The organism is Arthrobacter sp. (assembly GCF_031179385.1).
GTDB lineage: Bacteria > Actinomycetota > Actinomycetes > Actinomycetales > Micrococcaceae > Arthrobacter_D.
Window position 1 is genome coordinate 34,451 of the sequence record NZ_JAPSHV010000003.1, and the last position, 24,341, is coordinate 58,791.

Genomic DNA, 24,341 nt, shown 5'->3' on the forward strand with positions numbered 1-24,341 from the left:
CTAGTGCTTTCTGACGTCGACGTCCGCGTACACCAGTCGATGGTCACTCGTCGGAAACGGGAAGACACCCGTCAGCTCCGAACCCGGAGTGCCGGCACGCGGCCAGAACATTCCTGCTCCGCGCACCTTCAGCGTCTTCGAGGGCAGAACGTAATCGGAGCGGAGGTTGCCTGCCGCGGCGTCCTCGAAATCTGCGGTGTCGAGGGCCGGGTCTCCCCGGTGTTCCAGGTTCACCCGTCCCTGCAGGACCGATGCTTCAGCAGCACCGTCTGCGGCTGGCTTCGGATCCTGCACTTCCTTCAACGCAAGCAACTGGCCGATCGAGCCCGGCCGGGAATCGCCGTCTACAGGATCACTGTTGAGATCGCCCAACACCACGAAGTTGGCGCGCCGATCAAGTCCGCCTTTGCCGCCGTCGTCGTCATAGATGTAGCGGGCGTGCAGGCCGCCGCGGACGTAGTCCGCCCAGAACCGGATCTCATCGCTGTTTCGACGGCCGTTGCGGTCTTCATCGGTGTCGAAGACCGGAGGAGTCGGATGGCTTGCAAGCACGTGTACCGTCGAGTCCCCAACGAGGACCGGAACGTCCCAGTGGGATTTGCTGGAGAGCCTGACGATCGCCAGTTCATCGTCGGTGAACCAGTCGTTGGACCTGGTTGTGGCCGGGTCATCGGGCAGGAGTGCACCGGGCATGTCTTTCCAAAGAAAGTTTTGGAAGGTTCGAACGTTCTTCGTATCGATGGGGTACTTCGAGTAGAGCACCATCCCGTACTGCCCCTCGAACTGGCCGAATCCGAGCGCATCGTCCGGGCCGCCCACAATGCCGTCGTTGTTGAGGTCCATCCCGCTGGGGACGCCGGTGTTGGAGGGCGCGGTGTACATGTAGGGGTAGCGCACCGGCGCCTTGCCGTTCTGACTGACCTCAAGGTAGTTGGTCCGGAAGAGGTTCGCAGCCAGATGATCAGCGTCGTAGTCGAACTCATTGATCAGCACCACATCGGGGTTATTGATTTGAATGACCTCGGCGATTTTTTGCGCCTGCCCATTGTCCCGGGTGCGAAGGTCCGTGACGAGGGCACCCTCCGCGGACCGGTTGAGACTCGCGTTGTAGGTTGCGAAGCGAACGTTCTGCTGGGCCTGCCGCTGTTGCTGTTCGGCATCGCGGGGCTTGTCCGAACCGGCAACCGCCGACGGCACTGAGATACCCAGGGCGGCGACGGCGAGCGCTCCCGCGAGGAGGACGGTGGACGCCGTGCGGCGTGGTGAACGTGCGGAAACCACGGGACTCCCCCTTCAATCCGGACTGTCCGATACAGCCTAACCGTCCCGTCCGCGAGGGGTCGAATGGGCACCGGCGGCCCGCTCGGCAGCGAAGAAAGCCGCCTCCAGCTCGGCGACGGCGGACTCATAAGCCGGTGCGGCGGTGTCGTCTGTGTCTATCTTCTCGCGCAATAACGCGGCTTTTCGCATGGTGCGCACCAGGTGCGCCGTCTCGGGCTGCCGCAAATCGGTCATACCCGGAAAGTCGATGGCGACGGCAGGGTCCAATTCGTAACTCACCCACCGCTGCACAACAGATTCATGCCGTGCCCGCAACGCTGTCCGTGCCTCTTCCGCGCTTCGACGACGACGCCGTGCCGCCCGCTCCTGCTCCCCGCGCCACAACCAGCCCGCAGCCAACCCGAACCCCAGCACGCCGGTCAGCCCGGTCATCGCTGCGGTCTCCGGGATGAGGACCATGGCGCCGGTGATTGCCCCGAGACTGGCGAAACCACCGGTGAAGCCGTACCAAAAAACCCCGTCGCGGTCTTCATCCGCTGCCAGGCCGCGCGACACTGCCAGCGCTGTCATCGCCGTCAGCGCACAAATCACGACGACGGCGAGCACCGTCTGGGCGGGAATCGCCATGAGGGCGGGCATCGGGCTTCCTCTCGGCACCACCGTGCCGTTGTACTGGAAAGGTGCTGCACTTCCAGTACAGGCTTCCACAGCGCGGGAGTCAATGGTTGTGGAGGAAAGGAGCCGACTGAGGATCACGGGCACACTTAACCGGCTCATCCCCGCCGCTAGGCGACGGGGATGAGCTGCGATATTCAGGGTGGGCCCTGTGGGACTCGAACCCACGACCCACGGATTAAAAGTCCGATGCTCTACCAACTGAGCTAAAGGCCCACACCGCCCGGTCAGCCCAGACGACGTGTCTACTTTATCGCACCCGATCGGGCCTTGATGCAACCGTGTTCCGGGCTGCCTGGGCCGACGATCACAGCGTGCCTAGCCCCTCAATAGGCGCAGGAGTATTCTCGACCCATGGACGGCGAATATATAAACAACAGCCCTCGGCATCACAAACCCAAGCCGTTCGCGCCTGCAGACTTCGAGATCTTTGCTGGAGGAGCTGACCCCTCCAGGGTTTCCGAGGCGGCCCACCTTGCAGCGCACGCCCTGGTCCATCATGGTCGGGAGGCCGATGACCCGCAGGTGACGCAGCGTCTGGTGCAACTGGCCGATCAACAGGGCCTGGAGGCGATCGCCGAGCTGTGGGCGGAGAGCCCCGCGCGCTCGCTACCCGGAGCTCTTTGGCGGCTCTATGCACTTCGTGCAGCCACGCAACAGAATCCCGAGCGGATCGCCTCCTACTTTAAGGCCGGCAAGGAAGTTGCCCAGGTCTCCAAGGTTGTCGCCGGAGTTGCGGAGCCCCCGGGCGCCGATGAGGTCCAACAGATGGCGGACACCATTCTTTCCGGCGCTTTTGACGGCGAGTTTGATGTGGCACTCGAGCGTTTTGCCGCATTCTGCCGGGTAGTTGCTCTTGGCCAGACCAATCATGCGGACGACGCGGAGCCCTCCAACGGCGCTCACGCCAGTAAGCTGACCCGCAGCTCACACCAGCTGGTCAAGACCGCCGAAGACCTTGAGCACGCCGCCGCGTCCTGGCGTCGCGGCGAACTCGACTGACAATCCCGGACGCCGCGTTGACATGGGGGCGGGTCAGTAGCAGACTGAAACTGGTGTCGGACCGTGGAACCCCCGGGCTTCAACATTAAGCCGCTTCGAGCGGCCTTCCGCCGAGAGGCGCTCCCGGTTCGGCGCCACTTTTATGTCCGCGTGGCAGGCTGTACGCGCCGATAAACCCATGCCGGGGCACAGGTATTCTTAGGTGGCAACCGTCCGTGCAACCCCTAGGTGACTTTAGTGAAGCTCCGCCTCTTCCCTCAGGAGAATGCAGGACTGGAACTACTTTCCAGCATGGCTCAGCAACTGGTAATCGGCGTTCGCACCATGTCCCGCATCCTTGGTGCCCCGCCTGAGGATTACGACGCCCTGGCAGAGGAGCTGCACCAGGCCGAGGGCACCTCCACCGAGATGCACTTCGCGCTCCTGACATCCATGCGCACCAGCTTCATCAATCCGCTGCCGCGCGAAGACCTGTACGCCATCTCGCGTCTGCTGGGTGAAGCAATGGAGAAGCTCGACGGCGCTGCTGAGCTGATCGCTCTGTATAGGCTCAGCAAGCTCAGCCGCAGGGCGTCGGAGCAACTCGAAGTAATCACCCGCCAGGCTGAGCTCACTGCGGAAGCGATGCGGCAGCTCACGGACCTGGATGAGCTCGAAGATTACTGGATCGAGATCGTCCGCCTCTCCAAGCGCGCCGAGCGCACCCACCGGATCTGGTGCTCGGAACTGATGCACGACCATAAACCGCTGGTCTACGCCCGGCACCGGGACGTCGCGGAACAACTCATCGATGCCACCAAGGACATCCGCAAGGTCGCCACCCACGTCGGCGCGATCATCGTGAAGGAATCGTAGGTGGAGTTGTTCCTCCTTGGTACAGCCGTGGTGCTCGCCGGAGGTTTTGCCTTCATCAACGGGTTTCACGACGTATCCAATTCCGTTGCAACCTCCGTCCGTACCCGCGCACTGACGCCGACGGTGGCCGTGCTCCTTGCCGCCCTGTTCAACCTCGTCGGTGCCTTGATGAGCGTCAGCCTTGCCGACCTGTTCACCGGTGACCGGATCGCCCTTCCCAGCGGTCAGACCGGGCTCGGCATCATCATCGCCGGGCTCCTCGCCGCATCCTCCTGGGGCCTATTCACCTGGTACCGGGGAAAGCCGTCGTCGTCGACGCACGCGCTCCTCGGCGGCCTGGTGGGTGCCGGCCTCGCCTCGGCCTTCCTGAGCGATCAGTCGATCGCGTGGTCCGGAAGAGTGTTCCTCCTGGAAATCGGCCTGCCGCTGCTCCTCTCCCCGGTCATAGCCTTCCTGCTGGCCTACCTGGCGGTTTTTCCCGCTACCTGGTTCCTGCGGAACAACTCCCCGCGCAAGGTCAACGAGGGCAACCGCATGGCGCAGGCGGTCCTGACGGGGGCCTTTGCTCTGGGGCACGGGCTGCAGGACGGTCAAAGGACCATGGTCGTGATCGTGCTGGCGATGGTGGGAGCCGGAGTCTACACGGGCAGCACGGTACCGATCTGGGTACAGGTGTTCGCCGCCGTCGTGCTGGCTGCAGGGTCCCTGCTGGGCGGCTGGCGGATCACCCACACCCTTTCGCACAGACTTGTGCGCATCGACCCGCTTCACGGCATGGCAGCTCAGGGCGTCAGCGCGGTGATGCTTTTCGTCGGAGCTATCGGCTTCCATATGCCGCTTTCAAGCACCCATACGATGACCTCTGCCATCGTGGGCGCCGGCACCAATCACCGCTACAGCACGGTGCATCGTCGCGTGGTCAGGACCGTGCTGCTTGTCTGGATTACGACGGCGCCGGTCGCCGCGCTGCTCGGCGCCACCCTGTATCTGGCAATCAGCCCGTTGCTTTAGCTGGGCGTCCGCTCGCCCGCCTCGAAGGTTGAGGGTTGGAAAGCACTGCGGGCGCCCACCACACGATGTGTTGAGCGCCCGCAGTCTTCGACCTGATTCGTTCTATCCGAACCGCCCGGAGACGTAGTCCTCGGTTGCCTTCTGGGAGGGCATATTGAAGATGTTGGTGGTGTCCCCGTATTCGATGAGCTTGCCGGGCTTGCCGGTGCCCGCGATGTTGAAGAAAGCGGTCTTGTCGGAGACCCGCGCCGCCTGCTGCATGTTGTGGGTCACGATGACCACCGTGTACTCGCTCTTGAGCTCGTTGATGAGGTCCTCGATCGCAAGGGTGGAGATAGGATCCAGCGCCGAGCAGGGCTCATCCATCAGAATGACCTCGGGCGAGACCGCGATGGCGCGAGCGATGCACAGGCGCTGCTGCTGGCCGCCGGACAGACCGGAACCCGGACGGCCGAGGCGGTCCTTGACCTCATTCCAGAGGTTGGCCCCGCGGAGGGACTTCTCGACCAGCGCGTCGGCATCCGCCTTGGAGATCCGCTTGTTGTTCAGCTTCACACCGGCCAGCACGTTGTCGCGGATTGACATGGTGGGGAACGGGTTGGGCCGCTGGAAGACCATGCCCACCTGGCTGCGCACCGTTACCGGGTCAACTGCAGAGTCATACAGGTTGTCGCCGTCGAGCAGAACTTCACCCTCGACACGAGCACCGGGAATGACCTCGTGCATGCGGTTCAGCGTCCGCAGGAACGTCGACTTGCCACAACCGGACGGGCCGATGAACGCAGTGACGGAGCGTGCCTCGATGCTGATGTTCACATCTTCCACCGCAAGGAACTTGCTGTAGTAGACGTTCAGGTCCTTGACGTCGATTCGCTTGGACAATGGTGATCCTTCTGGTTGTGCCGGCGGGTCAGCGGCTGGTCTTGGGAGCGAAGAGGCGGGCGATCAGGCGCGCCACGAGGTTCAGGAGCATGACCATGATGATCAGCACCAGCGCGGCCGCCCACGCACGCTGCGTGCTGGGGTCGGTGGCCGTTGGGGAGGTCGGGGTGAGGATCTGGTAGTAGATGAACGTGGGCAGGGTGCTCATCCAGTCACCGAACACGTTCCAGTTGATCGCGCTGGCGAATCCGGCAGTCACCAGAATCGGAGCGGTCTCTCCGATCACGCGGGCGATCGCGAGCGTGACACCGGACGCGATGCCGGAGATCGCCGTCGGAATGACCACCCGGGTGATGGTTCGCCATTTGCGCACGCCCAACGCATAAGAGGCTTCCCGAAGCTCATTCGGGACGATCTTCAGCATTTCCTCAGTGGAGCGCACCACTACCGGGATCATCAGGACGGACAGCGCCACCGCGGCAACGAACCCCGTACGGGTTCCAGGGCCGAACAACTGGCCGAACAGTGCCGCCGCGAAGAGGCCGGCGACGATGGAAGGGATACCGGTCATCACGTCGACAAAGAAGGTGATGGCCCTTGCGAGCCTGCCGCCCGTTGAGTACTCGATCAGATACACGGCCGCGAGCAGGCCGATCGGTACGGAGATGAGCGTCGCCCACAGGGTGATCTGGAGCGTACCGATGATGGCGTGGTAGGCACCGCCAAGAACCGGCGTGCCCTCTTCGACAGTCTGGTTGTCGATCGCTCCGGTAACGCCGTTCATCGAAGTGAACAGGAAGTTGTAGGTCAGCCCGGGCAACCCCCGCTCCAGCACGGTCCAGATCACCGACAACAGGGGAAGCAGCGCCACCAGGAATGCACCGTAAACCAGGAACATCGCCAGACGGTTGCGCGCTTTGCGCGCCCCTTCGATAACGCCGGTGGCAGCAGTTCCTGCAACGATGAAGATCAGCGCGCTGAACAGGGCCCAGGGCACCAGGCTGAAGCCGACCAGGGCGGCCAGCGCAGCACCCAGCACGAGTGATCCTGCCAGCACCACCCAGAGGGTGTAGGAGGGCATCTTGCCCTTGGTCAGTTGGGAGCGACGCGGAGTCAGAGTGGCGTTGGCCATTAGTTAGCCCCTGAGAATTCTTTGTGCCGGCTGATAATCCACCGTGCGATGACATTGACGGCAAGCGTGATGACGAAGAGCACCAGGCCGGCTGCGATGAGTTCGGCCAGCCGCAGGCCATATGCCTCCGGGAAGTTGAGCGCAATTTCCGCAGCGATTGTCTGATTTCCGGACGTGATCAGGCTCGCGGTCAACCCACCTCCCGAGAGAACCAGGGCCACAGCCATCGTCTCGCCGAGCGCGCGGCCCAGACCCAGCATTGCGGCGCTGATGATGCCCGGACGGGCGAACGGCAGAACCGCCATGCTGATCATTTCCCACCGTGTGGCTCCCATGGCGAGGGCTGCTTCTTCGTGAAGCTTCGGCGTCTGAAGGAAGATTTCACGGCTCAGCGAGGTGATGATCGGCAGGACCATAACTGCGAGGACGATGCCGGCGGTAAGAATGGTGCGTCCGGTCTGGCTTGCGGGGCCTTCGAACAGTGGAACCCACCCGGCATTCTCTGCCAGCCATGCGTAAGCAAGGGCCAACTGCGGAGCCAGGACGGCGTAACCCCAGGCACCGTAAACCACCGACGGGATGGCGGCGAGAAGATCGATCACATATCCAAGGCCCTGGGCGAACCTGCGGGGCGCATAGTGTGAGATGAACAGCGCAACGCCGATGCCAAGCGGTGTCGCGATGAGGAGAGCAATCGCTGCCGCAATGATAGTGCCGATGACGATCGGGAAGATGTAGGAGAAGAAGCCCTGACCACCGGTGATCTCCGCTGGGTCTTCACCGAGGACCGGAAGGGCTTCGATGATGAGGAACACGGCGACGCTGAAGAGGGCTGCCAGGATCAAACAGCCGGCTAGCAGGCTGGCGCCGGAGAAGATCTTGTCTCCGGATTGACCTGCACCACCCGTTCGTTTCACTGCATTGGTGGACACGTGTGGACCTTTCGGCGCTGCGCGGAATCAAATGGGACAGCGCTCACGCTACTGTCTCGCTCTTACAAGGTACCCGCAACCCGCTTGGGTTGCAGACAGCCAATTGCCCCGCCGGGCCGGGATCGGCCAGGCGGGGCATTGTCGGCTGATTAGGAAGCAACCGTGATGGAATCGATGGCTTCCATTGCCTGCTCGCGCAGGGTCTCGGAGATCGGGGCGTTGCCCGCCGAACCCTCTGCGTCTGCCTGGCCATCTTCGCTGACTGCGTAGGTGGCGAAGGCCTTGACGAGGTCCACGGTCTCCTGGTCCTCATACGTGGTGCAGTACACGTGGTAGGAGATCAGAACGATCGGGTAGGCACCGGATTCAGTGGTATCACGCTCAAGGTCGAGGGACATGTCGAGGTCTCCACGGCCCTCAACAGGAGTAGCTACCTCAACTGCACGCGAAGCAGCCTCGGCGCTCAGCTCTACATACTCTTCGCCAACCTGCACGTGCACCTGTCCAAGGTCGCCCACAGCTGAAGCATCAGCGTAGGTGATAGCGCCCTCGGTTGCCGAGGTCGTGGAAACGACGCCGTTGGTTCCCTGGGCATTCTCAGCGACGATGTCCGAAGGCCAGTCACCGGACACCTCGTAGGTCCACTGCTCAGGTGCAGCGGCAGCAAGGTACTCGACGAAGTTTTCAGTGGTGCCCGACTCGTCGGCGCGGTGAACTACGGTGATCGCGAGGTCGGGCAGATCGACGTCCTCGTTCTGGGCGACGATTGCCTCGTCGTTCCAGTTGGTGATTTCGCCCTTGAAGATGGACGCAATGGTCTCTGCATCGAGGTTGACTGCCTCAACGCCCGGCAGGTTGAAGGCTACGGCGATCGGCGACACGTAGGCAGGGATGCTGATCGCGCCATCAGGTCCGCAGATCTCCTTGGAGGCTTCATACTCCTCATCCTTCAGGTATGCGTCGGAACCGGCGAACTGCACGGCCTGGGCGAGGAATGCTTCACGTCCCGCGCCGGAGCCGTCCGGAGAGTACTGGACTGTTGCATCAGTGTTCAGTTCCTCGAAGCCGGCCTTCCATGCGGTCATTGCTGCCTGCTGCGATGAGGCGCCGGCGCCGGTCAGGGTTCCGGAAACGGTGCTTTCGGGGGCTGCGCTTGACTCGCCCTCCGACGCCGGAGTGACGGCGTTGTCCGAGCCACACGCCGTGAGAGCCAGAGCGGCCACAGAGATTACTGCCGCAGCGCGGCCAAAGCGAAGAGCCTTCACTTGAATATTGCCCCTTCCAGGGTTTTTGAACAGTCGGTGCTCACAAAAGGCACGGATCCTGTCTTCGACAGTTGTCTGTACGAGATTCGGTACGCATGACACGCTAGGCACCGCAGGTAACGAGACTGACCGGTGAAAGTGAACGGAAAGTGAACGCTGGGAGGATATTTACCCCAACTTCGTCCGCGGCCCTTGTGCTTTGGATTGAATGGGTTATTTAGGTCTCATCCTTTTCCCCAGGAGACGGACTAGCGTTAAACGCATGACCACCGAAAACCGGCCGGAGGATCCGGAGACGGATGAAAGGTCCTCGGTCGGAGGGCATGACCACCCGCTGCGCTGGCGCCGCCTGTTGTTCCCGCTCGGGGTGGTTCACGTCCTGGTTGTGACACTCAGTCTCATTTCTCCCTTTCTCACCGGCGAGGAGCGAGGAGCAACTCCCTTCAGCGCTTACTTCGATGTGAACGGCGAAGGCAACTTCCCCACCTGGTGGTCGGTTGCGCAGCTTGCCGCAGCAAGCACCAGCCTTGTGTTCGTCGCGGTCCTGGCCCAACACCAAAAAATCAGGGGCGCCGCTGCCTGGTGGATTCTTGGCGGAATAGTCTTCCTCTTTTCCCTGGATGAAGGCACCCAGCTCCATGAACGCCTCGACGCCCTCGTCCTGCAATTTGCAGAGGTACCGGATTTCACCTTCGTCTGGTTGATCCTCGGCGTTCCGCTGGCGGCGGTCGTCCTGATCATGGCAATCATCAGCACCCGCCGCCTGCCCGAAAAATCGACCCGGCTGATAGTGCTTGGCATAGCGACACTGCTCTTCGCCGCCGTCGGGCTGGAGTTCGTCGCCGGTGAGTTAATTCGCCTCGGGGCGCCGGTGATCGCCCTGGAGCTGCTCTCCCATCTCGAGGAGTTCATGGAGCTGATTGCCGGTTCACTCCTGCTGGTAGCTCCGCTCGCCGCCGTCCGGACGCGGACCAGCGGCAGGGCAACCAGCTTCACCCTCATGGACCGCGACCGGCGGTAGGGTCAGGCGTATGACCCGGCGATCCAGAGTGGACCGTGCACGTTCCTTCGTGCGCAACCGATCCCGCGTCGGTCTGCGCCGCAGCCGATCCTCCCTGCTCCCGGCCGTCCAGATCACCGTCGGCGCCGTGGGCGCATACGCATTCGCCGAGCAGGTACTGGGCCATGAGGGTCCCCTCTTCGCCGCCACCTCATCCCTCATCGCCCTGGGCTTCTCCCGCGATCCGCGGTTGCGCCGCGTGCTCGAGGTCGGTTTCGGCTGCACACTGGGAATCGCCGTGGGCGATGTTCTGCTTGCCGTGCTGGGCACGGGACTGTGGCAGGCCGCCGTCGTGCTTTTTATCTCTGTACTCCTGGCCCGCTTTCTGGACAGCGGCACCATCTTCACCACCCAACTTGCCCTGCAGTCCCTCCTGGTTGTGCTGCTGCCCGCTCCGGACGGCGGGCCGTTCACGCGCAGTGTGGATGCCATCGTCGGTGGCGTCTTCGCCCTGCTGATCACCATGGTGATGCCGCGCGACCCGCGCCGCGAACCGAAGGGTGATGTGCGCAAACTGCTCGGCGAGCTCTCGGGCGTGCTCCGCGAGAACTCGCGGGCGCTCTCCGCGAGCGACTCGACTCAGGCCTGGCACGCGCTGGTGAGGGCACGGAACTGTCAGCCGCTCATGGACGGCCTGTCCGGTTCGATGCGCGCGGCTGCCGAGGTCGCCCGGATATCACCGGCATACCGGAGGCATCGGGGTGAGCTCGGTGAGCTTCGGGGGTCGATTGGTTTCATTGACCTTGCCATCCGCAACAGCCGGGTGTTCTCCCGACGCCTGACGTCCGTGATCAACCACGCCGCCCTCTCGGACGAGGCGGTGCAGTCACTCGCGCAGGTGATCGAGGAGACCGCCGACGCCGTGGATGTCCTCGCGCTGGCACTTCACTCGTCCTCCGCCTCCGAAAGGGATCAGCACCTGCGAAGGGCCCGTGAGGATCTGGCGGCCGTCGCCACGGTCCTGCATCCTGCCCGGCTCAACGTGACGCGCCTCGAGGGTGAGGGCCTCGTCATCCTGTACCGGCCCCTCGTCGTCGACCTGCTCGAAGCCACCGGCCTTTCGCACGAGGATGCCGCCGGCTACCTGCCGAAGCTGTGAGCTTCGACAGGACTGTCAGAAGCACCCGGTACGTTTGAGTCATGGCAACAAAGACCGCGCGCTCGCGCGCCCAATCCCCCGCCTATCGCTGTGGAGAGTGCGGCTGGACCACCGCCAAATGGGTCGGCAGGTGTGGCGAGTGCCAGGCCTGGGGAACAGTGGAGGAAACCGCCGCAGCAGGCGTTGCCCGTACGACGGCGGCTACTACCGTTGCGCGGCCGGCCCTCCGCATCGCCGATGTGGACGCCACCACCGCTTCCTACCAGCCCACTGAAGTAGGTGAACTGGACAGGGTCCTCGGCGGTGGGCTGGTGCCGGGAGCAGTCATCCTTGTCGCCGGTGAACCCGGCGTCGGCAAGTCCACCCTGCTCCTGGATGTCGCGGCACGGGTGGCACGGCTGGGACGTACGGTCCTCTACGTCACCGGTGAGGAGTCCTCGGCGCAGGTGAAACTCCGGGCGGAGCGCATCGGTGCCCTCGCGGACACGCTCTATCTGACCGCGGAGTCAGACCTCAGCCAGGCGCTCGGCCAGGTCGAGAAGGTGGATCCCGCATTGCTCATTGTGGACTCGGTGCAGACCCTCAGCAGCCCGGCGGTGGACGGTAGCGCCGGCGGGGTTACCCAGGTACGGGAAGTGGCTGCGTCCCTGATTAATGCTGCCAAGACCCGGGGCATGACCACGCTGCTGGTTGGGCATGTCACCAAGGACGGCTCCATCGCGGGACCCCGGCTGCTGGAACACCTGGTGGATGTCGTCTGCCAGTTTGAGGGCGAACGGCATTCACGCCTCCGTCTCATGCGCGCAGTCAAGAACCGTTACGGTCCCACGGATGAGGTGGGGTGCTTCGACCTGACGGACACAGGCATCGAGGGTCTTGCTGATCCCAGCGGGCTGTTCGTCTCCCGCACCAAGGAACCCGTCGCGGGAACCTGCATCACCGTCACGCTGGAGGGCAGGCGGCCGTTGCTGGCGGAGGTTCAGGCCCTCCTTGCCGAGTCAGCGAACGCACAGCCGCGCCGCGCCACCAGCGGCCTGGATGGCTCCCGGGTATCCATGCTCCTAGCCGTCCTGCAGCGGCGTGCGTCGCTGCAACTTCACAAGGACGACAGCTACGTCGCGACGGTAGGCGGCGTGAAGCTGAGCGAACCGGCAACGGACCTCTCGGTGGCGCTGGCAATTGCGTCCGCCAAAACCAACCAGGCACTCCCCTCCCGCATGATTGCGTTCGGCGAGGTGGGCCTTGCCGGGGAAGTACGTCCCGTTCCGGGCATCTCCCGGCGCATCCAGGAGGCTGAGCGCCTGGGCTTCACCCACGCCGTCGTACCGGAGTCGCCGAACGGGCCCGGCCGCATACCGGCCGGATTCACCGTGAAGCAGATCAGCACCCTCACGGAGGCTTTGGAACTGCTCTTCTGACGCTGCCGTTGGTCGTTTCGGGGCGTAACAGATCCGAACGTTATGGATTTGAGCAGAAACGGGGCCAACAGCCGATTGCGCGCTCCCATAGGATTAGGAACTGCCGGATCGTGCATTCGCCCGTCCGGCAGGAAGAGGGAGTGAGATGGCACGCAGTCCGGAGGACGCGCTGAAGGCAACCCTTGCGCGGGTAGCGCCGGGTACGCAGCTGCGCGACGGCCTTGAGCGAATCCTGCGCGGCCGCACCGGCGCCCTGATTGTTCTGGGGTTCGACCGCACGGTGGATTCAATTTGTTCGGGCGGCTTTGACATCGGAATCGACTTCTCGCCGACGCGCCTGCGGGAGCTCGCCAAGATGGACGGTGCAATAGTCTGTGACCGGGACGCGAGCAACATCCTCCGCGCCGGCGTGCAGCTGGTGCCGGACCACCGCATCGAAACGCAGGAATCAGGCACCCGGCACCGAACCGCCGAACGCGTGGCAATCCAGACCGGTTTCCCCGTTATTTCTGTCAGCCAGTCCATGCAGATCATTGCGCTTTACGTTGACGGCCTGCGGCACGTCCTCGAGGGTTCCGAGCCGGTGCTGGCGCGCGCCAATCAGGCGCTGGCCACCCTTGAGCGGTACCGTGCGCGGTTGGACCAGGTCACGGGGTCGCTCTCGGCTCTTGAGATTGAAGCGATGGTCACTGTTCGGGACGTAGCAGTCACCCTGCAGCGCCAGGAAATGGTGCGTCGCATCTCCGAGGAGATTTCCCAGTACGTACTCGAGCTGGGCATCGACGGCCGTCTCCTGTCGCTACAGGTGGAAGAGCTCACCACGGGCCTAGGCCCGGGCAGCGAGATGGTGCTGCGTGACTACTCCGGGCTGGATGGAAACGCGGCGCCTGTCGAGGAACAGCTGGCACGCCTCCAGGGGTTCAGCTCGACGGACCTGATCGACCTCGGAACCATTGCCAGCGTCCTTGGTTTCAACCCGTCGTCGGATTCGCTGGATGCCGTAGTGCAACCCAAGGGCTACCGGTTGCTCTCCGGTATCAAGGCGGTTCCTCCCACGGTCGCCAACCGGCTGGTCGATCATTTTGACGGGCTGCAGAACCTCATGGCCGCCAATATCGATGACCTGATGGCCGTGGACGGCATCGGTGATCAGCGCGCCCGCACCGTCCGTGAAGGTCTCTCAAGAATCGCGGAAACCAGCCTGCTCGACCGCTTCATGTAGCCGCGCCTGAGACCAACCCTCACTCAAGGCTGAACGAGACCTCGTCGCTGACGCGCTCGCCCAGGCGGGTCTGGAACACGTACTGGCCGGCTCCGGGCACTGCGTCGACTGCGGCGCACTCGGGCGTGCTGCGGATCCTCCCCCACGTGAACCGCGCCGTCTCCGAATCTCCCGGTTCGATGGTCACCTCCAGGTCCTCCGCGCCCTCCTGGCAGTCCCTGGACGAGAAGATGCGGTCATCGCCGCTGGTGATGAGGAATTCCATCTGGGAAGTGCCGACGTTGATCGGGCAAGGAACATCACCGGTGTTGCTGACAGTCAGGGACAGGACCGGCGATTGGTCCTCTGCGTAGCTCTCCGAGTCGGTGCTGCCGGTGACTTTGACAGCGGCCGGGTTGCAGCTCTCACTGGCGGTTGCGGACGGTGTCGGAGACGGTGAAGCGGTAGCCGGGGCGGACGCGGTAGCTTCGGGAACAGCACCTGCGGAGTTTGCCGCGACGGGAGTAGGCTCCGGATCACCACGGAACAGGCCCGCGATGGCGATGGCCGCCCACACCAGAGCGCCTAGAAGCAAGAGCGCCAAAACCGCGGCCACCTGGCGTCGACGCCGGTACACCTGTGGGCTCGGTTTCCGCCGGGGGATTCTCACCCGGCTGCTGCCTGTACCTCCTGCCGAGCTCATGATTCAAGGCTAAGAGACACGGGGGCAGCAGCAGTGCGCACCACGCCGCAAAGCCTCCACTTCCGACCGAGCTTCGATAAGGTGGATCCTGCCCTTTTACCGAACACCTGGAGCTCACCGTGGACACTGCAGTGCTGCATGCCCGCCTGAGCGACTGGTTCGATAATGCTGCCCGCGACCTACCGTGGCGTTTACCCTCCCGGACGCCGTGGGGCGTATTGGTCAGCGAGATCATGCTTCAACAGACACCGGTCTCCCGGGTGCTGCCCGTGTGGGAGGAGTGGGTGACCCGCTGGCCGACGCCGGCCGACCTGGCCGCCGTTCCGTCAGGCGAGGCAGTTCGGCACTGGGGTCGACTGGGCTACCCGCGAAGGGCGCTCCGCCTGCACGCTGCGGCGACCGCCGTCGTCGTCCGTCATCACGGTGAGGTGCCCAGCTCGTATGATGCCCTGTTGGCGTTGCCAGGTGTCGGCACCTACACCGCTGCCGCCGTCGCCGCCTTCGCTTTCGGGCGCAGGGAGACCGTTGTGGATACCAATATCCGGCGGGTGCAGGCCCGCCTGGTGGGCGGCGCGGCACTGCCCTCGCCCTCGTTGACCGCGGCTGAGATGAAGCGGGCCGCGAACCTCATGCCCGACGACGACGACGCTTCCGTGCGATGGAACGTCGCCGTGATGGAGTTGGGTGCGCTCATCTGCACCGCCCGGACACCTGCCTGCGAACGTTGTCCTGTCCTCGACCGTTGTGCCTGGGTCGCGGCGGGGAGACCTGCCCCCACCTACGTGCCGAAGGGCCAGTCCTGGGCGGGCACGGACCGGCAGGTGCGCGGCGCCATCATGCACGTCCTGCGCCACGCGGAGACCCCCGTTCCGCGGTCGTTGATTCATGAGCGCCCTGTCGAGCTGACACACGGCACCCCCGCGACCCTGGAGAAACTGTACGGGCTGAACGCACCACTCGAGCAGCTGGAGCGCGCGCTCGACGGCCTCCTGTCTGACGGGCTTGCTGAAGAGACATTGCACGGACTGCAGTTACCCGCTCGCTGAATGGCGCGGCGGGATTGGTACCGGATCGTATCCGCCGGCTCTCCCGCTGAGGCCTATCCTGCTTCCATGGGATTCATCCGGGCAGCCCCGGCACTCACCGCCGCTGTGCTCTGCACCGCGTGTGCCGGCGGCGGAGCGAGCCCGCTTGCGTGCACGGAGATCGGCGCCGAGCCCGGCGTATCAGTCACTGTCGGGGAGGACATGGCGGACGCGATCGAGAACCCTGTGCTCGAGGTCTGCATTGACGGCTGCCGGACCTATCAGCTGGAGCTTCACCCCGGAAGTGAGACGGTCGATCTCGGCTGCGACTCTGACGAGCCGGACGGCAGCTGCGCAGGGAGTGCGCGGCCGAACGGCACCCTGGTGGGCTTCGTCAGCGTTGATGGGCTGACCGCCGAAGAGATTGGCGTGACGGTGATATCCGGCGGACAGTATTACCGCACTGCTGCCACTCCGGAAGTGGTCTATCCCAACGGTCGCGGTTGCCCTGGCGAGGCGCTCCAGCTTTCCCTCACCCTGGACCGTGGCGCTTTGTCCGCCTGACGCGGGACCGGTCTGACCCGGGATTCCGGACTAGAGTTCGCCGAACCCTGCCTTGACCGCACCCGCGATGTACTCGATGGCTTCCTGCGCCTGCGGGCCGGTTGCTTCGGCGCGAAGCTCCTGCCCCTCGCCGAGCGCGAGCGACATCAGCAGCATCACCGATTTTCCGTCGACGCCGTTGATGGTCACCTCGGCGTCCAGATCGGTGAGCGCCCTGGCGAGCACGGCAGCAGGCCGCGCATGCAATCCCATTTTGTTCGGCAGCGTCCAGGCGCCGGTCACCGGGATTCCGGCGGGTTCGTCCAGCGGTAACGAGTGGCCAGGAGCGGCCGCCCCGTGGGACACAAACGGCTCAAGTGACTCGGGGTCAATTGAAACGACGGCACCCTCGGCTGCCGTTGCAACCTCGTCGACCGTACTGCCGGACTCCGCCTGCACCGCCGCCGCTACCGAGCCTTCCACCAGGGCAGCCCGGGGCAGCCGGATCCTCGAGCGGGCGTCGGGAGCGAGAAATTCCAGTGTCATCTCCGCAGTCATGACCGCGGAGCCGAGGTCAGTGAGCACAACCACCCCGTCACCCTGATCTGCCTCTTCGAGCGCCGACTGCACCTTCTCAAGGCTCGTACCGATTCGCGGCGGGGAGTCACTGGTGCCGCCGGCGGCGACCATCTGAACGTTCGGCGCCATCTGTGCAGCGAGCTCAATCACGCCCTCGGCGATTTTGCTGCTGTGGGAAACGATGACCAGCCCGACGGTCACTGCTCCCGCCCCGCGGTGTCTGCTGCTGCCTGAAGAATCAGGGCCGTGGACTGCGCACCCGGATCGCGGTGGCCCGCGCTGCGCTCACCCAGGTAACTTGCCCTGCCTTTCCGTGCGATGAGCGGTTCAGTTGCCAGAGCGCCGGCCTGCGCGGCGTTGGCGGCGGCCTCGAGCACCTCCGTACTCGAGGCACCCGCCGACTTCGCCGTTTCGGCGGCCTCCACCGCGGGAGTCCAGGCGTCGATCATGGTCTTGTCCCCCGGCTCCGCCTTGCCGCGTGCCACCACGCCGTCGCGTGCTGCCGTCAGAAAAGCGACGACGGCGGCAGGATCGATCTCCGCTGCGTCACCAAGCGCGGTGGCCGCGCGAAGAAACGCCGTGCCGTACAAGGGTCCGGCCGCTCCGCCGACGGTGGACATCAGGGTCATGGCCGTGAGCTTGAAGACCGCCGCCGGTGTGTCCTGTCCGCCGCCGTCGAGCTTTGCCGTTACGGCCGCGAAACCGCGCTGCATGTTCTCGCCGTGGTCTGCATCGCCGATGACGCGGTCAAGTTCGATCAATTCAGCGCGATGCTCTGTGAGGACCTTGGAGGACTCACGGATCCAGGCTTCGGCCCAGTGTGCAGTCAAACCCATTTACACTCCCCATCGCAGGGCCGGCGTCCACACCGGCGTGTCCCAAAGTTCCACCATTTCATCGTCCAGCTTCAGCACTGAAATCGACGCGCCTTCCATCTCCAATGCCGTGATGTAGTTGCCCACGAGGGACCGCTCGACGGAGACGCCGCGTTCAGCAAGAACCTGACGAGCCCGGCGGTACACGATGTAGAGCTCGCTGGCAGGGGTTCCGCCCATACCGTTGACGAACAACAGAACACGGTCGCCTTCCGCCGACTTCAGGTCACTGAGGATCGGCTCCAGAAGGCGGTCCGTTATACCGTCAGCCTTCTCCATCGAGATGCGATGCCGGCCCGGTTCTCCATGAATGCCGATGCCAATTTCAATTTCTTCCTCGGTCAGCTCGAAGCTGGGTACACCGGCATGCGGCACGGTGCAGGCGGACAACGCCACGCCCATCGAGCGGACGTTGTCGTTGACGCGCTGGGCAATCTCCGCGACGGCGTCGAGGGAATCACCACGCTCCGCTGCCGCGCCGGCGATACGTTCCACAAGCACCGTCCCGCCAACGCCACGACGGCCGGCGGTGTACAGCGAGTCCTCCACCGCGACGTCGTCATTGATCAGGACGGAGCGGACCTCAACCCCCTCCGCCTGCGCCATCTCTGCGGCCGTTTCGAAATTCAGCACATCGCCGGTGTAGTTCTTCACGATGTGAAGAACGCCGGCGCCGCCGTCCACAGCGAGGGTGGCAGGGATGATCTGGTCCGGGGTGGGCGAGGTGAAGACAGCACCGGGCACCGCAGCATCAAGCATTCCCCGGCCCACAAATCCGGCGTGAAGGGGTTCATGGCCGCTTCCGCCGCCGGATACCAAACCCACCTTGCCCTGAACCGGCGCGCCCTTTCGGGTGATGAACAGTGGATCGGAATGAACCTCGACCAGGTCAGCGTGCGCGGCACCGAATCCCTCGACGGATTCGGTGACTACTGCCTGCGGGTCGTTGATCAGCTTCTTCATGCGAGTCTCCTTGACGGTGATCGACGGGTGAAAACCGGTTCGCCACTGATCGACCCGCTGTGTGTCCGCTACAGCAAGAAGCCTCACCCGGCGGGTCGCGAGGGTATTTGAACAGTACTCTGCGGCAGTGACGGTTGCCCAGACCCTATCCGTCCGACCCTGAGCCGCCAGCCCCCGGAAACAACTGTGGGAAGGACCAATTGGTCCTTCCCACAGGTGACGGGCTGGTGCCGCCGTAGTCAGTGCCGCCTATTTCTTGAACGCGTCCTTGATGTTCTCGCCGGCGTTCTTGAGGTTGGCCTTGCTCTGGTCTTTCTGACCTTCGGCTTCCATGTCCCTGTTGCCGGTAGCCTTGCCCAGGCCTTCCTGGATTTTTCCACCCAGCTTCTCGGCGTTGTTCTGCGCTTTCTCGTCTGCACCCATGGCGTTCCGCCTTTCGTCGACGTGTCCGTCCTCCAGTCGGGAGGACTCACCCGATATCCGAACTTTCGTCTCAAATACCAAGCACCCTTATTATATCGGCGGGAAGAGCCTCTGGCTAGGCAGAGGTCACAACTCCCGGATCATCCTTGTGTTGCCGAGCGTATTCGGCTTCACCCGCGCCAGGTCCAGAAACTCCGCCACACCCTCGTCGTGCGAGCGCAGCAGCTCCGAGTACACGACGGGATCAACCGCCGACTGATCCTCCATTACCCGGAACCCATGCCGGCGGAAGAACGCCTCCTCGAAGGTCAGGCAGAAAACCCGCCGCACTCCGATTGCGCGCGCTTCCTCCAGCAGAGAATTGACGACGGCGCTGCCTACTCCCCTGCCTCGTGCTCCCTCTGCGGTGGCAAGGGTACGGATTTCCGCGAGGTCCTCCCACATCACATGCAGTGCGCCACACCCCAGCACACCGCCGTCGTCGTCTTCGGCGATCTTGAACTCCTGGAGACCCTCGTAGTAGGCGACCGTTTCCTTCGCAATCAGGATGCGCTCTTCCGCGAGCGGGGCCACGAGCTGCTTGATGATCGGCACATCAGCGGTAGTTGCGCGACGGATTCGAAAGGAGTGGCTCATCTGATCCAGTCTAGGGACCTGCGCGCCCGCTAGATTCCCAGCTCGGCGGGCAGGTCGACCTTCTCACCGAGTACGTGCCGCGCGAGGAAGTGCTCGACGACGGAGTACCAGATCTTCGCGTGCTGCGGTTTGAGGATCCAGTGATTTTCGTCAGGGAAGTAAAGAAATCGGTGCTCGGTCTCCCCGTTGGGGCCTGCCGGCAGCGCAGACTTGGACAGCAATTCGTACCAGAGTCGCAGTCCCTCGCCGATCGGCACCCGATAGTCCTTGTCTCCATGGATGACGAGCATCGGGGTGCTGATCTTCCCCACGTGGGCGTGCGGGGAGTTAGCCAGCGCCATCTCCGGCGTCATTTCCTTCTCCCAGTAGAAGGAGGCGTCGGTGGTTGGGCCGAACTGATCCAACGCCCAGAGGCTCGCGTGGGTGACGATTGCGTTGAAACGGTCAGTGTGGCCGGCTACCCAGTTGGCCATGTAGCCGCCGAAGGAGCCGCCCATCGCGGCAGTCCGGTTCTCATCGATGTCCGAGCGGGCTACCACGGCGTCCGTCGCCGCCATCAGGTCCGTGTACGGCGCGTCTCCCCAGGCACCCCAGCCACGCTCGATCATCTTTTGGCCGTACCCGGTCGAAAGAGCGGGATCCGGCAGAAGCACGGCGTACCCCTTTGCTGCCAGCAGCCAGGGCGACCACCGCCACGTCCAGGCGTTCCACGATCCAAGCGGTCCGCCGTGAATCCAGAGCAGGAGGGGCGCCGGCTTTGATCCGTCCGCTCCTTCCGGCAGGACGAGGTAGGACTTCACGGGGTGCCCGTCCGCTCCGACAGTCTCCACGCGTTCGAGCCGGCCCGGGAGCTCAGGCCGCGCACTCGGAGCGGGCAACGGCACGACCGTCCCGGTAGCAAGGTCAATACGAACCGGCTCGGCAGGGAACTCGTACGAGCTGCGCAGGGCGTAGGCAGTGTCACCGTCGGGTGAGACCACGACGTCGGTGTACGCCGCAGCGTCCATGGTCACTCTGCGGACCTGGCCGGAGGTCACGTCCACCGAGAAGACCGGGCAGGCGCCGTCGTCGTCGGCTGTAGCGAGCAGGGCGCTGCCGTCCGGCAGCCAGGCGGCAGGAGAGGGCCAGCGGTCCCAGGCGTCCGCCAGCGGTGTCAGGTGCCCACCCAGGGCGGGAAGAAGACCAAGCTCCACGTTGGGCGGCACATCAGCACCGGTCCGGCGGCGCACCACCGCGACGATCGTTGAACTGTCCGGACTGATGGGGCCGGCGTCGTAATCGAAATCCGGGTGGTCCAGCAGGACAGTGCGTTCCCCCGTCGCAGCCTCAACCCGCACAAGAACCGACCGCTGATCACCGCCGGCGAGAGGCACGGTGTGGGAGGTAACCAGGAACGTGCCGTCCGGGCTCAACCGGGGAGTGGCGTTTCGCAGGCCCGGACCGAAGTCGGCGGTGACGTTGCGAAGTGTGAGGCGGGGTTCATCGTCGACTGTGACCGGTTCAGCCTCGCGCTGGACGTCCTCCTCAAGCAGGAAGTAGCGGGGCTCCGCCGGCCCCAGATCGGCGTCCCAGTGGCGCACGGGGTAGCCGCTGTGCAGAATCGCAGCGACCCCGGCTTCCTTGCGCGTCTTACGGCGCACCTCATCGTCCGCCTCATCGGTAGATCCCGCCAGCACCTCCGCTACTGCGACGACGGCGTCCGCTTTCGCTGCAGCGATGACGGACTGAATACCTCCTGGCCGGGAATGAACTATGCGGGCCTCGCCCCCGGCTGCGGGGAGTTTCCACAGCGCTGCGACGGGATCCTCATCGGATCCGTCCGGGTCCGGCCTTGAGGAGGTGAAGAGCAGGTCACCGCTGGGCACGAACGCGGCGCCTGACTCCCCCTTCGAACTGCGGGTAATGCGCCGAGCGGGCTCGTGTCCCGTGGGATCCAGTTCCCATAGCGCTGTGGCGTATGCGGTGCCCTTGGGGTTGAGGGTGGCTACCGAGGTAACAAGCCGTGTGCCGTCAATACTCAGGGTCAGACCGCTCAATCGCGGGAGGGAAACGAAGCGGTCCAGGTCGTGGAAGGCAGAGGCAGATTCAGCGGGGGTGGGCGAATCGGATGCAGATGTCATGCATCAATCTTTATCACCGGATGTGTCCTGCTTCACAGTCAGCGCCGGCCGCACCTGACGAAAATGCCCGCACCGGCGATGCGGTGCGGGCATTTTCGATCAGGCAGTTACAGTCACTCGGGAACGACAGCCTCGATCGCGGGCGGTGCATCCTCGATCTCCTTGGGTGCGCCGTGTCCGACGAAGGTGAAGCGAGCATCGTCGCCTTCGCCCTCGACGTCTACCGAGACGGTTTCGCCCGACTTCAGGTCTCCGAAGAGGATCTTCTCGGACAGCTGGTCCTCGATCTCGCGCTGGATGGTGCGGCGAAGCGGCCGTGCGCCCATCGCCGGATCGTAGCCGCGCGTGGCGAGCAGCACCTTGGCTGCGGGAGTGAGCTCGATGCTCATGCCCTTGTCCGCCATGCGCTTGCTCAGGCGCTCCAGGAACAGGTCGACGATCTGGATGATCTCGTCCTGTGTCAGCTGCGGGAACACCACGGTGTCATCAACACGGTTCAGGAACTCGGGGCGGAAGTGCTGCTTGAGCTCTTCCGTGACCTTCGCCTTGATGCGTGTGTAGCTCGTGTTGGTGTCGGTGCCCGACTGGAAGCCGGTCATGACGCCCTTCGAGATGTCCCGCGTACCCAGGTTGGTGGTCATGATGATCACGGTGTTCTTGAAGTCCACCACGCGGCCCTGGCTGTCGGTCAGGCGACCATCCTCAAGGATCTGCAGCAGCGAGTTGAAGAGGTCGGCGTGCGCCTTCTCCACCTCGTCGAACAGCACCACGGAGAACGGACGACGACGGACCTTTTCGGTGAGCTGTCCGCCTTCCTCGTAGCCCACGTACCCCGGGGGCGCTCCGAAGAGACGGGAAACCGTGTGCTTCTCGGAGTATTCCGACATGTCGAGCGTGATCAGGGCGTCTTCGTCGCCGAAGAGGAATTCCGCCAGCGCCTTGGCCAGCTCGGTCTTACCCACACCGGTAGGGCCGGCGAAGATGAACGAGCCACCCGGGCGCTTCGGATCCTTGAGGCCGGCACGAGTACGACGGATTGCCTGGGAGATTGCCTTGATGGCGTCGTCCTGGCCGATAACCCGCTTGTGCAGCTCCTCTTCCATCTTGAGCAGCCGGGAAGACTCTTCCTCGGTGAGCTTGAAGACCGGGATGCCGGTGGAGTTGGCGAGAACCTCGGCGATCAGTTCCTCATCAACCTCGGCGATGTCATCGAGACCACCGGACTTCCAGCGGCGCTCCTTGTCCATGCGCTCGTCGTGAAGCTTCTGCTCACGATCCCGCAGGCGGGCGGCGCCCTCGAAGTCCTGGGCGTCAATAGCGGATTCCTTCTCCCGCTTTACCGAGGCGATGCGCTCATCGATCTCCTTGAGCTCCGGCGGCGCGGTCATGCGGCGGATACGGAGACGCGCTCCGGCTTCGTCGATGAGGTCAATTGCCTTGTCCGGGAGGAACCGGTCGGAGATGTAGCGCTCGGCAAGGTTCGCGGCCGAGGCGAGTGCCGCATCGGTGATGGACACGCGGTGGTGCGCCTCATAGCGGTCGCGCAGCCCCTTCAGAATCTCGATGGCGTGCGCCACCGAAGGCTCCTGAACCTGGATGGGCTGGAAGCGGCGTTCCAGCGCGGCATCCTTCTCAATGTGCTTGCGGTACTCATCCAGCGTGGTTGCGCCGATGGTCTGCAGCTCGCCGCGGGCGAGCATGGGCTTCAGGATGGAAGCCGCATCGATTGCGCCCTCGGCGGCACCGGCACCGACGAGCGTGTGGATCTCGTCGATGAAGAGGATGATGTCACCGCGGGTGCGGATCTCCTTCAGAACCTTCTTGAGGCGTTCCTCGAAGTCACCGCGGTAGCGGGAACCGGCAACCAGCGAGCCGAGATCCAGGGTGTACAGCTGCTTGTCGCGGATGGTCTCAGGGACGTCTCCGCGGACAATTGCCTGTGCCAGACCCTCGACGACGGCGGTCTTGCCGACGCCGGGCTCACCGATGAGCACCGGGTTGTTCTTGGTGCGGCGCGAGAGGACCTGCATCACTCGTTCCATCTCGAGCTCGCGGCCGATGACCGGATCCAGCTTGCCCTCGCGGGCGGCCTGCGTGAGGTTGCGGCCAAACTGGTCCAGCACCACGGAACCTGCAGGAGTGCCCTCCTGCTGCTGACCCCCGGACGCCACGGGCTCTTTGCCCTGGTAGCCGGAAAGCAGTTGGATGACCTGCTGGCGGACACGGTTCAGGTCAGCGCCGAGCTTGACCAGGACCTGCGCCGCAACGCCCTCACCCTCGCGGATGAGGCCGAGCAGGATGTGCTCGGTTCCGATGTAGTTGTGACCGAGCTGGAGCGCCTCACGGAGAGACAGCTCAAGCACCTTCTTGGCACGCGGAGTGAAGGGGATGTGACCGGAGGGAGCCTGCTGGCCCTGCCCGATGATCTCCTGCACCTGCTCGCGCACCGCGCCCAGGGAAATGCTGAGAGATTCAAGCGCCTTCGCAGCGACGCCCTCACCCTCATGAATTAGCCCAAGCAGGATGTGCTCGGTGCCGATGTAATTGTGGTTGAGCATGCGGGCCTCTTCCTGGGCCAGCACTACAACTCGACGGGCACGATCCGTAAATCTCTCAAACATGAGACACACTCCTAGCTAACGCGTAATTCGATGCTACGTG

General features: G+C 64.1%; 23 protein-coding genes and 1 tRNA gene. 9 read left to right on the forward strand and 15 right to left on the reverse strand.

Features of this window, described 5'->3' with window-relative positions:
• The 3 genes from RIF85_RS01215 to RIF85_RS01225 form a co-directional block, all read right to left on the reverse strand.
• On the reverse strand, window positions 1–1,281 hold the full coding sequence (locus RIF85_RS01215) for an endonuclease/exonuclease/phosphatase family protein (protein ID WP_309070078.1): 1,281 nt from the start codon (window positions 1,279–1,281) through the stop codon (window positions 1–3).
• 36 nt (window positions 1,282–1,317) lie between these two features.
• Window positions 1,318–1,920 carry a hypothetical protein gene (locus tag RIF85_RS01220; RefSeq protein WP_309070079.1) on the reverse strand — a complete coding sequence of 201 codons (603 nt, stop codon included), beginning with the start codon at window positions 1,918–1,920 and terminating at the stop codon, window positions 1,318–1,320.
• A gap of 179 nt (window positions 1,921–2,099) precedes the next feature.
• Window positions 2,100–2,172: transfer RNA gene (locus RIF85_RS01225), tRNA-Lys, on the reverse strand.
• Window positions 2,173–2,310: 138 nt separating this feature from the next.
• Here RIF85_RS01225 and RIF85_RS01230 point away from each other — a divergent pair.
• From RIF85_RS01230 to RIF85_RS01240, 3 genes are all read left to right on the forward strand, one after another.
• On the forward strand, window positions 2,311–2,958 hold the full coding sequence (locus tag RIF85_RS01230; protein ID WP_309070080.1) for a hypothetical protein: 648 nt from the start codon (window positions 2,311–2,313) through the stop codon (window positions 2,956–2,958).
• A gap of 237 nt (window positions 2,959–3,195) precedes the next feature.
• Window positions 3,196–3,813: a nuclease PIN gene (locus RIF85_RS01235; protein ID WP_309070081.1), complete on the forward strand. Its 618-nt coding sequence runs from the start codon at window positions 3,196–3,198 to the stop codon at window positions 3,811–3,813.
• A complete protein-coding gene (locus RIF85_RS01240; RefSeq protein WP_309070082.1) occupies window positions 3,814–4,824 on the forward strand; it encodes an inorganic phosphate transporter in 1,011 nt (336 codons plus the stop codon). It begins immediately after the preceding gene.
• A gap of 102 nt (window positions 4,825–4,926) precedes the next feature.
• On the opposite strand, the gene pstB is transcribed toward RIF85_RS01240, so the two are convergent.
• The 4 genes from pstB to pstS all read right to left on the reverse strand — a co-directional run bounded on the left by pstB (window position 4,927) and on the right by pstS (window position 9,035).
• A complete protein-coding gene (gene pstB / locus RIF85_RS01245) occupies window positions 4,927–5,706 on the reverse strand; it encodes a phosphate ABC transporter ATP-binding protein PstB (protein WP_309070083.1) in 780 nt (259 codons plus the stop codon).
• A gap of 28 nt (window positions 5,707–5,734) precedes the next feature.
• Complete coding sequence (gene pstA / locus RIF85_RS01250; RefSeq protein ID WP_309070084.1) at window positions 5,735–6,838, reverse strand: phosphate ABC transporter permease PstA; 1,104 nt, start codon at window positions 6,836–6,838, stop codon at window positions 5,735–5,737.
• Window positions 6,838–7,770 carry a phosphate ABC transporter permease subunit PstC gene (gene pstC, locus RIF85_RS01255; RefSeq protein ID WP_309070085.1) on the reverse strand — a complete coding sequence of 311 codons (933 nt, stop codon included), beginning with the start codon at window positions 7,768–7,770 and terminating at the stop codon, window positions 6,838–6,840. The genes pstA and pstC overlap by 1 nt, the downstream gene beginning before the upstream one ends.
• A 149-nt stretch (window positions 7,771–7,919) precedes the next feature.
• Window positions 7,920–9,035: a phosphate ABC transporter substrate-binding protein PstS gene (pstS, locus tag RIF85_RS01260; protein ID WP_309070086.1), complete on the reverse strand. Its 1,116-nt coding sequence runs from the start codon at window positions 9,033–9,035 to the stop codon at window positions 7,920–7,922.
• Window positions 9,036–9,297: 262 nt separating this feature from the next.
• Between pstS and RIF85_RS01265 the strand changes: the two genes are divergently transcribed.
• From RIF85_RS01265 to disA, 4 genes are all read left to right on the forward strand, one after another.
• Window positions 9,298–10,056 (forward strand): hypothetical protein, encoded by a 759-nt coding sequence (locus RIF85_RS01265; protein WP_309070087.1) that lies wholly within the window; start codon window positions 9,298–9,300, stop codon window positions 10,054–10,056.
• 10 nt (window positions 10,057–10,066) lie between these two features.
• Window positions 10,067–11,194: an FUSC family protein gene (locus RIF85_RS01270; RefSeq protein WP_309070088.1), complete on the forward strand. Its 1,128-nt coding sequence runs from the start codon at window positions 10,067–10,069 to the stop codon at window positions 11,192–11,194.
• A 41-nt stretch (window positions 11,195–11,235) separates the two neighbouring features.
• Window positions 11,236–12,612 carry a DNA repair protein RadA gene (gene radA / locus RIF85_RS01275; RefSeq protein ID WP_309070089.1) on the forward strand — a complete coding sequence of 459 codons (1,377 nt, stop codon included), beginning with the start codon at window positions 11,236–11,238 and terminating at the stop codon, window positions 12,610–12,612.
• Between the two features lie 145 nt (window positions 12,613–12,757).
• Complete coding sequence (gene disA / locus RIF85_RS01280; RefSeq protein ID WP_309070090.1) at window positions 12,758–13,834, forward strand: DNA integrity scanning diadenylate cyclase DisA; 1,077 nt, start codon at window positions 12,758–12,760, stop codon at window positions 13,832–13,834.
• A gap of 19 nt (window positions 13,835–13,853) precedes the next feature.
• On the opposite strand, the gene RIF85_RS01285 is transcribed toward disA, so the two are convergent.
• Window positions 13,854–14,516, reverse strand: coding sequence for a DUF4232 domain-containing protein (locus tag RIF85_RS01285; RefSeq protein ID WP_309070091.1), 663 nt, complete (start codon window positions 14,514–14,516; stop codon window positions 13,854–13,856).
• 119 nt (window positions 14,517–14,635) lie between these two features.
• Between RIF85_RS01285 and RIF85_RS01290 the strand changes: the two genes are divergently transcribed.
• Both RIF85_RS01290 and RIF85_RS01295 read left to right on the forward strand, forming a co-directional pair.
• The gene (locus tag RIF85_RS01290; RefSeq protein ID WP_309070092.1) at window positions 14,636–15,562 is read left to right on the forward strand and encodes an A/G-specific adenine glycosylase; all 927 of its coding nucleotides are present in this window, start codon (window positions 14,636–14,638) and stop codon (window positions 15,560–15,562) included.
• Window positions 15,563–15,628: 66 nt separating this feature from the next.
• On the forward strand, window positions 15,629–16,105 hold the full coding sequence (locus RIF85_RS01295) for a hypothetical protein (RefSeq protein WP_309070093.1): 477 nt from the start codon (window positions 15,629–15,631) through the stop codon (window positions 16,103–16,105).
• Window positions 16,106–16,135: 30 nt separating this feature from the next.
• On the opposite strand, the gene dhaM is transcribed toward RIF85_RS01295, so the two are convergent.
• The 7 genes from dhaM to RIF85_RS01330 form a co-directional block, all read right to left on the reverse strand.
• Window positions 16,136–16,864 carry a dihydroxyacetone kinase phosphoryl donor subunit DhaM gene (dhaM, locus tag RIF85_RS01300; RefSeq protein WP_309070094.1) on the reverse strand — a complete coding sequence of 243 codons (729 nt, stop codon included), beginning with the start codon at window positions 16,862–16,864 and terminating at the stop codon, window positions 16,136–16,138.
• Window positions 16,861–17,499: a dihydroxyacetone kinase subunit DhaL gene (gene dhaL / locus RIF85_RS01305; protein WP_309070095.1), complete on the reverse strand. Its 639-nt coding sequence runs from the start codon at window positions 17,497–17,499 to the stop codon at window positions 16,861–16,863. The genes dhaM and dhaL overlap by 4 nt, the downstream gene beginning before the upstream one ends.
• Complete coding sequence (gene dhaK / locus RIF85_RS01310; RefSeq protein WP_309070096.1) at window positions 17,500–18,501, reverse strand: dihydroxyacetone kinase subunit DhaK; 1,002 nt, start codon at window positions 18,499–18,501, stop codon at window positions 17,500–17,502.
• A 249-nt stretch (window positions 18,502–18,750) separates the two neighbouring features.
• Complete coding sequence (locus RIF85_RS01315) at window positions 18,751–19,005, reverse strand: CsbD family protein (protein WP_375164375.1); 255 nt, start codon at window positions 19,003–19,005, stop codon at window positions 18,751–18,753.
• A gap of 45 nt (window positions 19,006–19,050) precedes the next feature.
• A complete protein-coding gene (locus RIF85_RS01320; protein ID WP_309070097.1) occupies window positions 19,051–19,560 on the reverse strand; it encodes an amino-acid N-acetyltransferase in 510 nt (169 codons plus the stop codon).
• Window positions 19,561–19,589: 29 nt separating this feature from the next.
• Window positions 19,590–21,680: a prolyl oligopeptidase family serine peptidase gene (locus RIF85_RS01325; RefSeq protein ID WP_309070098.1), complete on the reverse strand. Its 2,091-nt coding sequence runs from the start codon at window positions 21,678–21,680 to the stop codon at window positions 19,590–19,592.
• A gap of 113 nt (window positions 21,681–21,793) precedes the next feature.
• Window positions 21,794–24,301, reverse strand: a complete 2,508-nt coding sequence (locus RIF85_RS01330) for an ATP-dependent Clp protease ATP-binding subunit (protein ID WP_309070099.1) — start codon at window positions 24,299–24,301, stop codon at window positions 21,794–21,796.
• Window positions 24,302–24,341 lie beyond the last annotated feature (40 nt).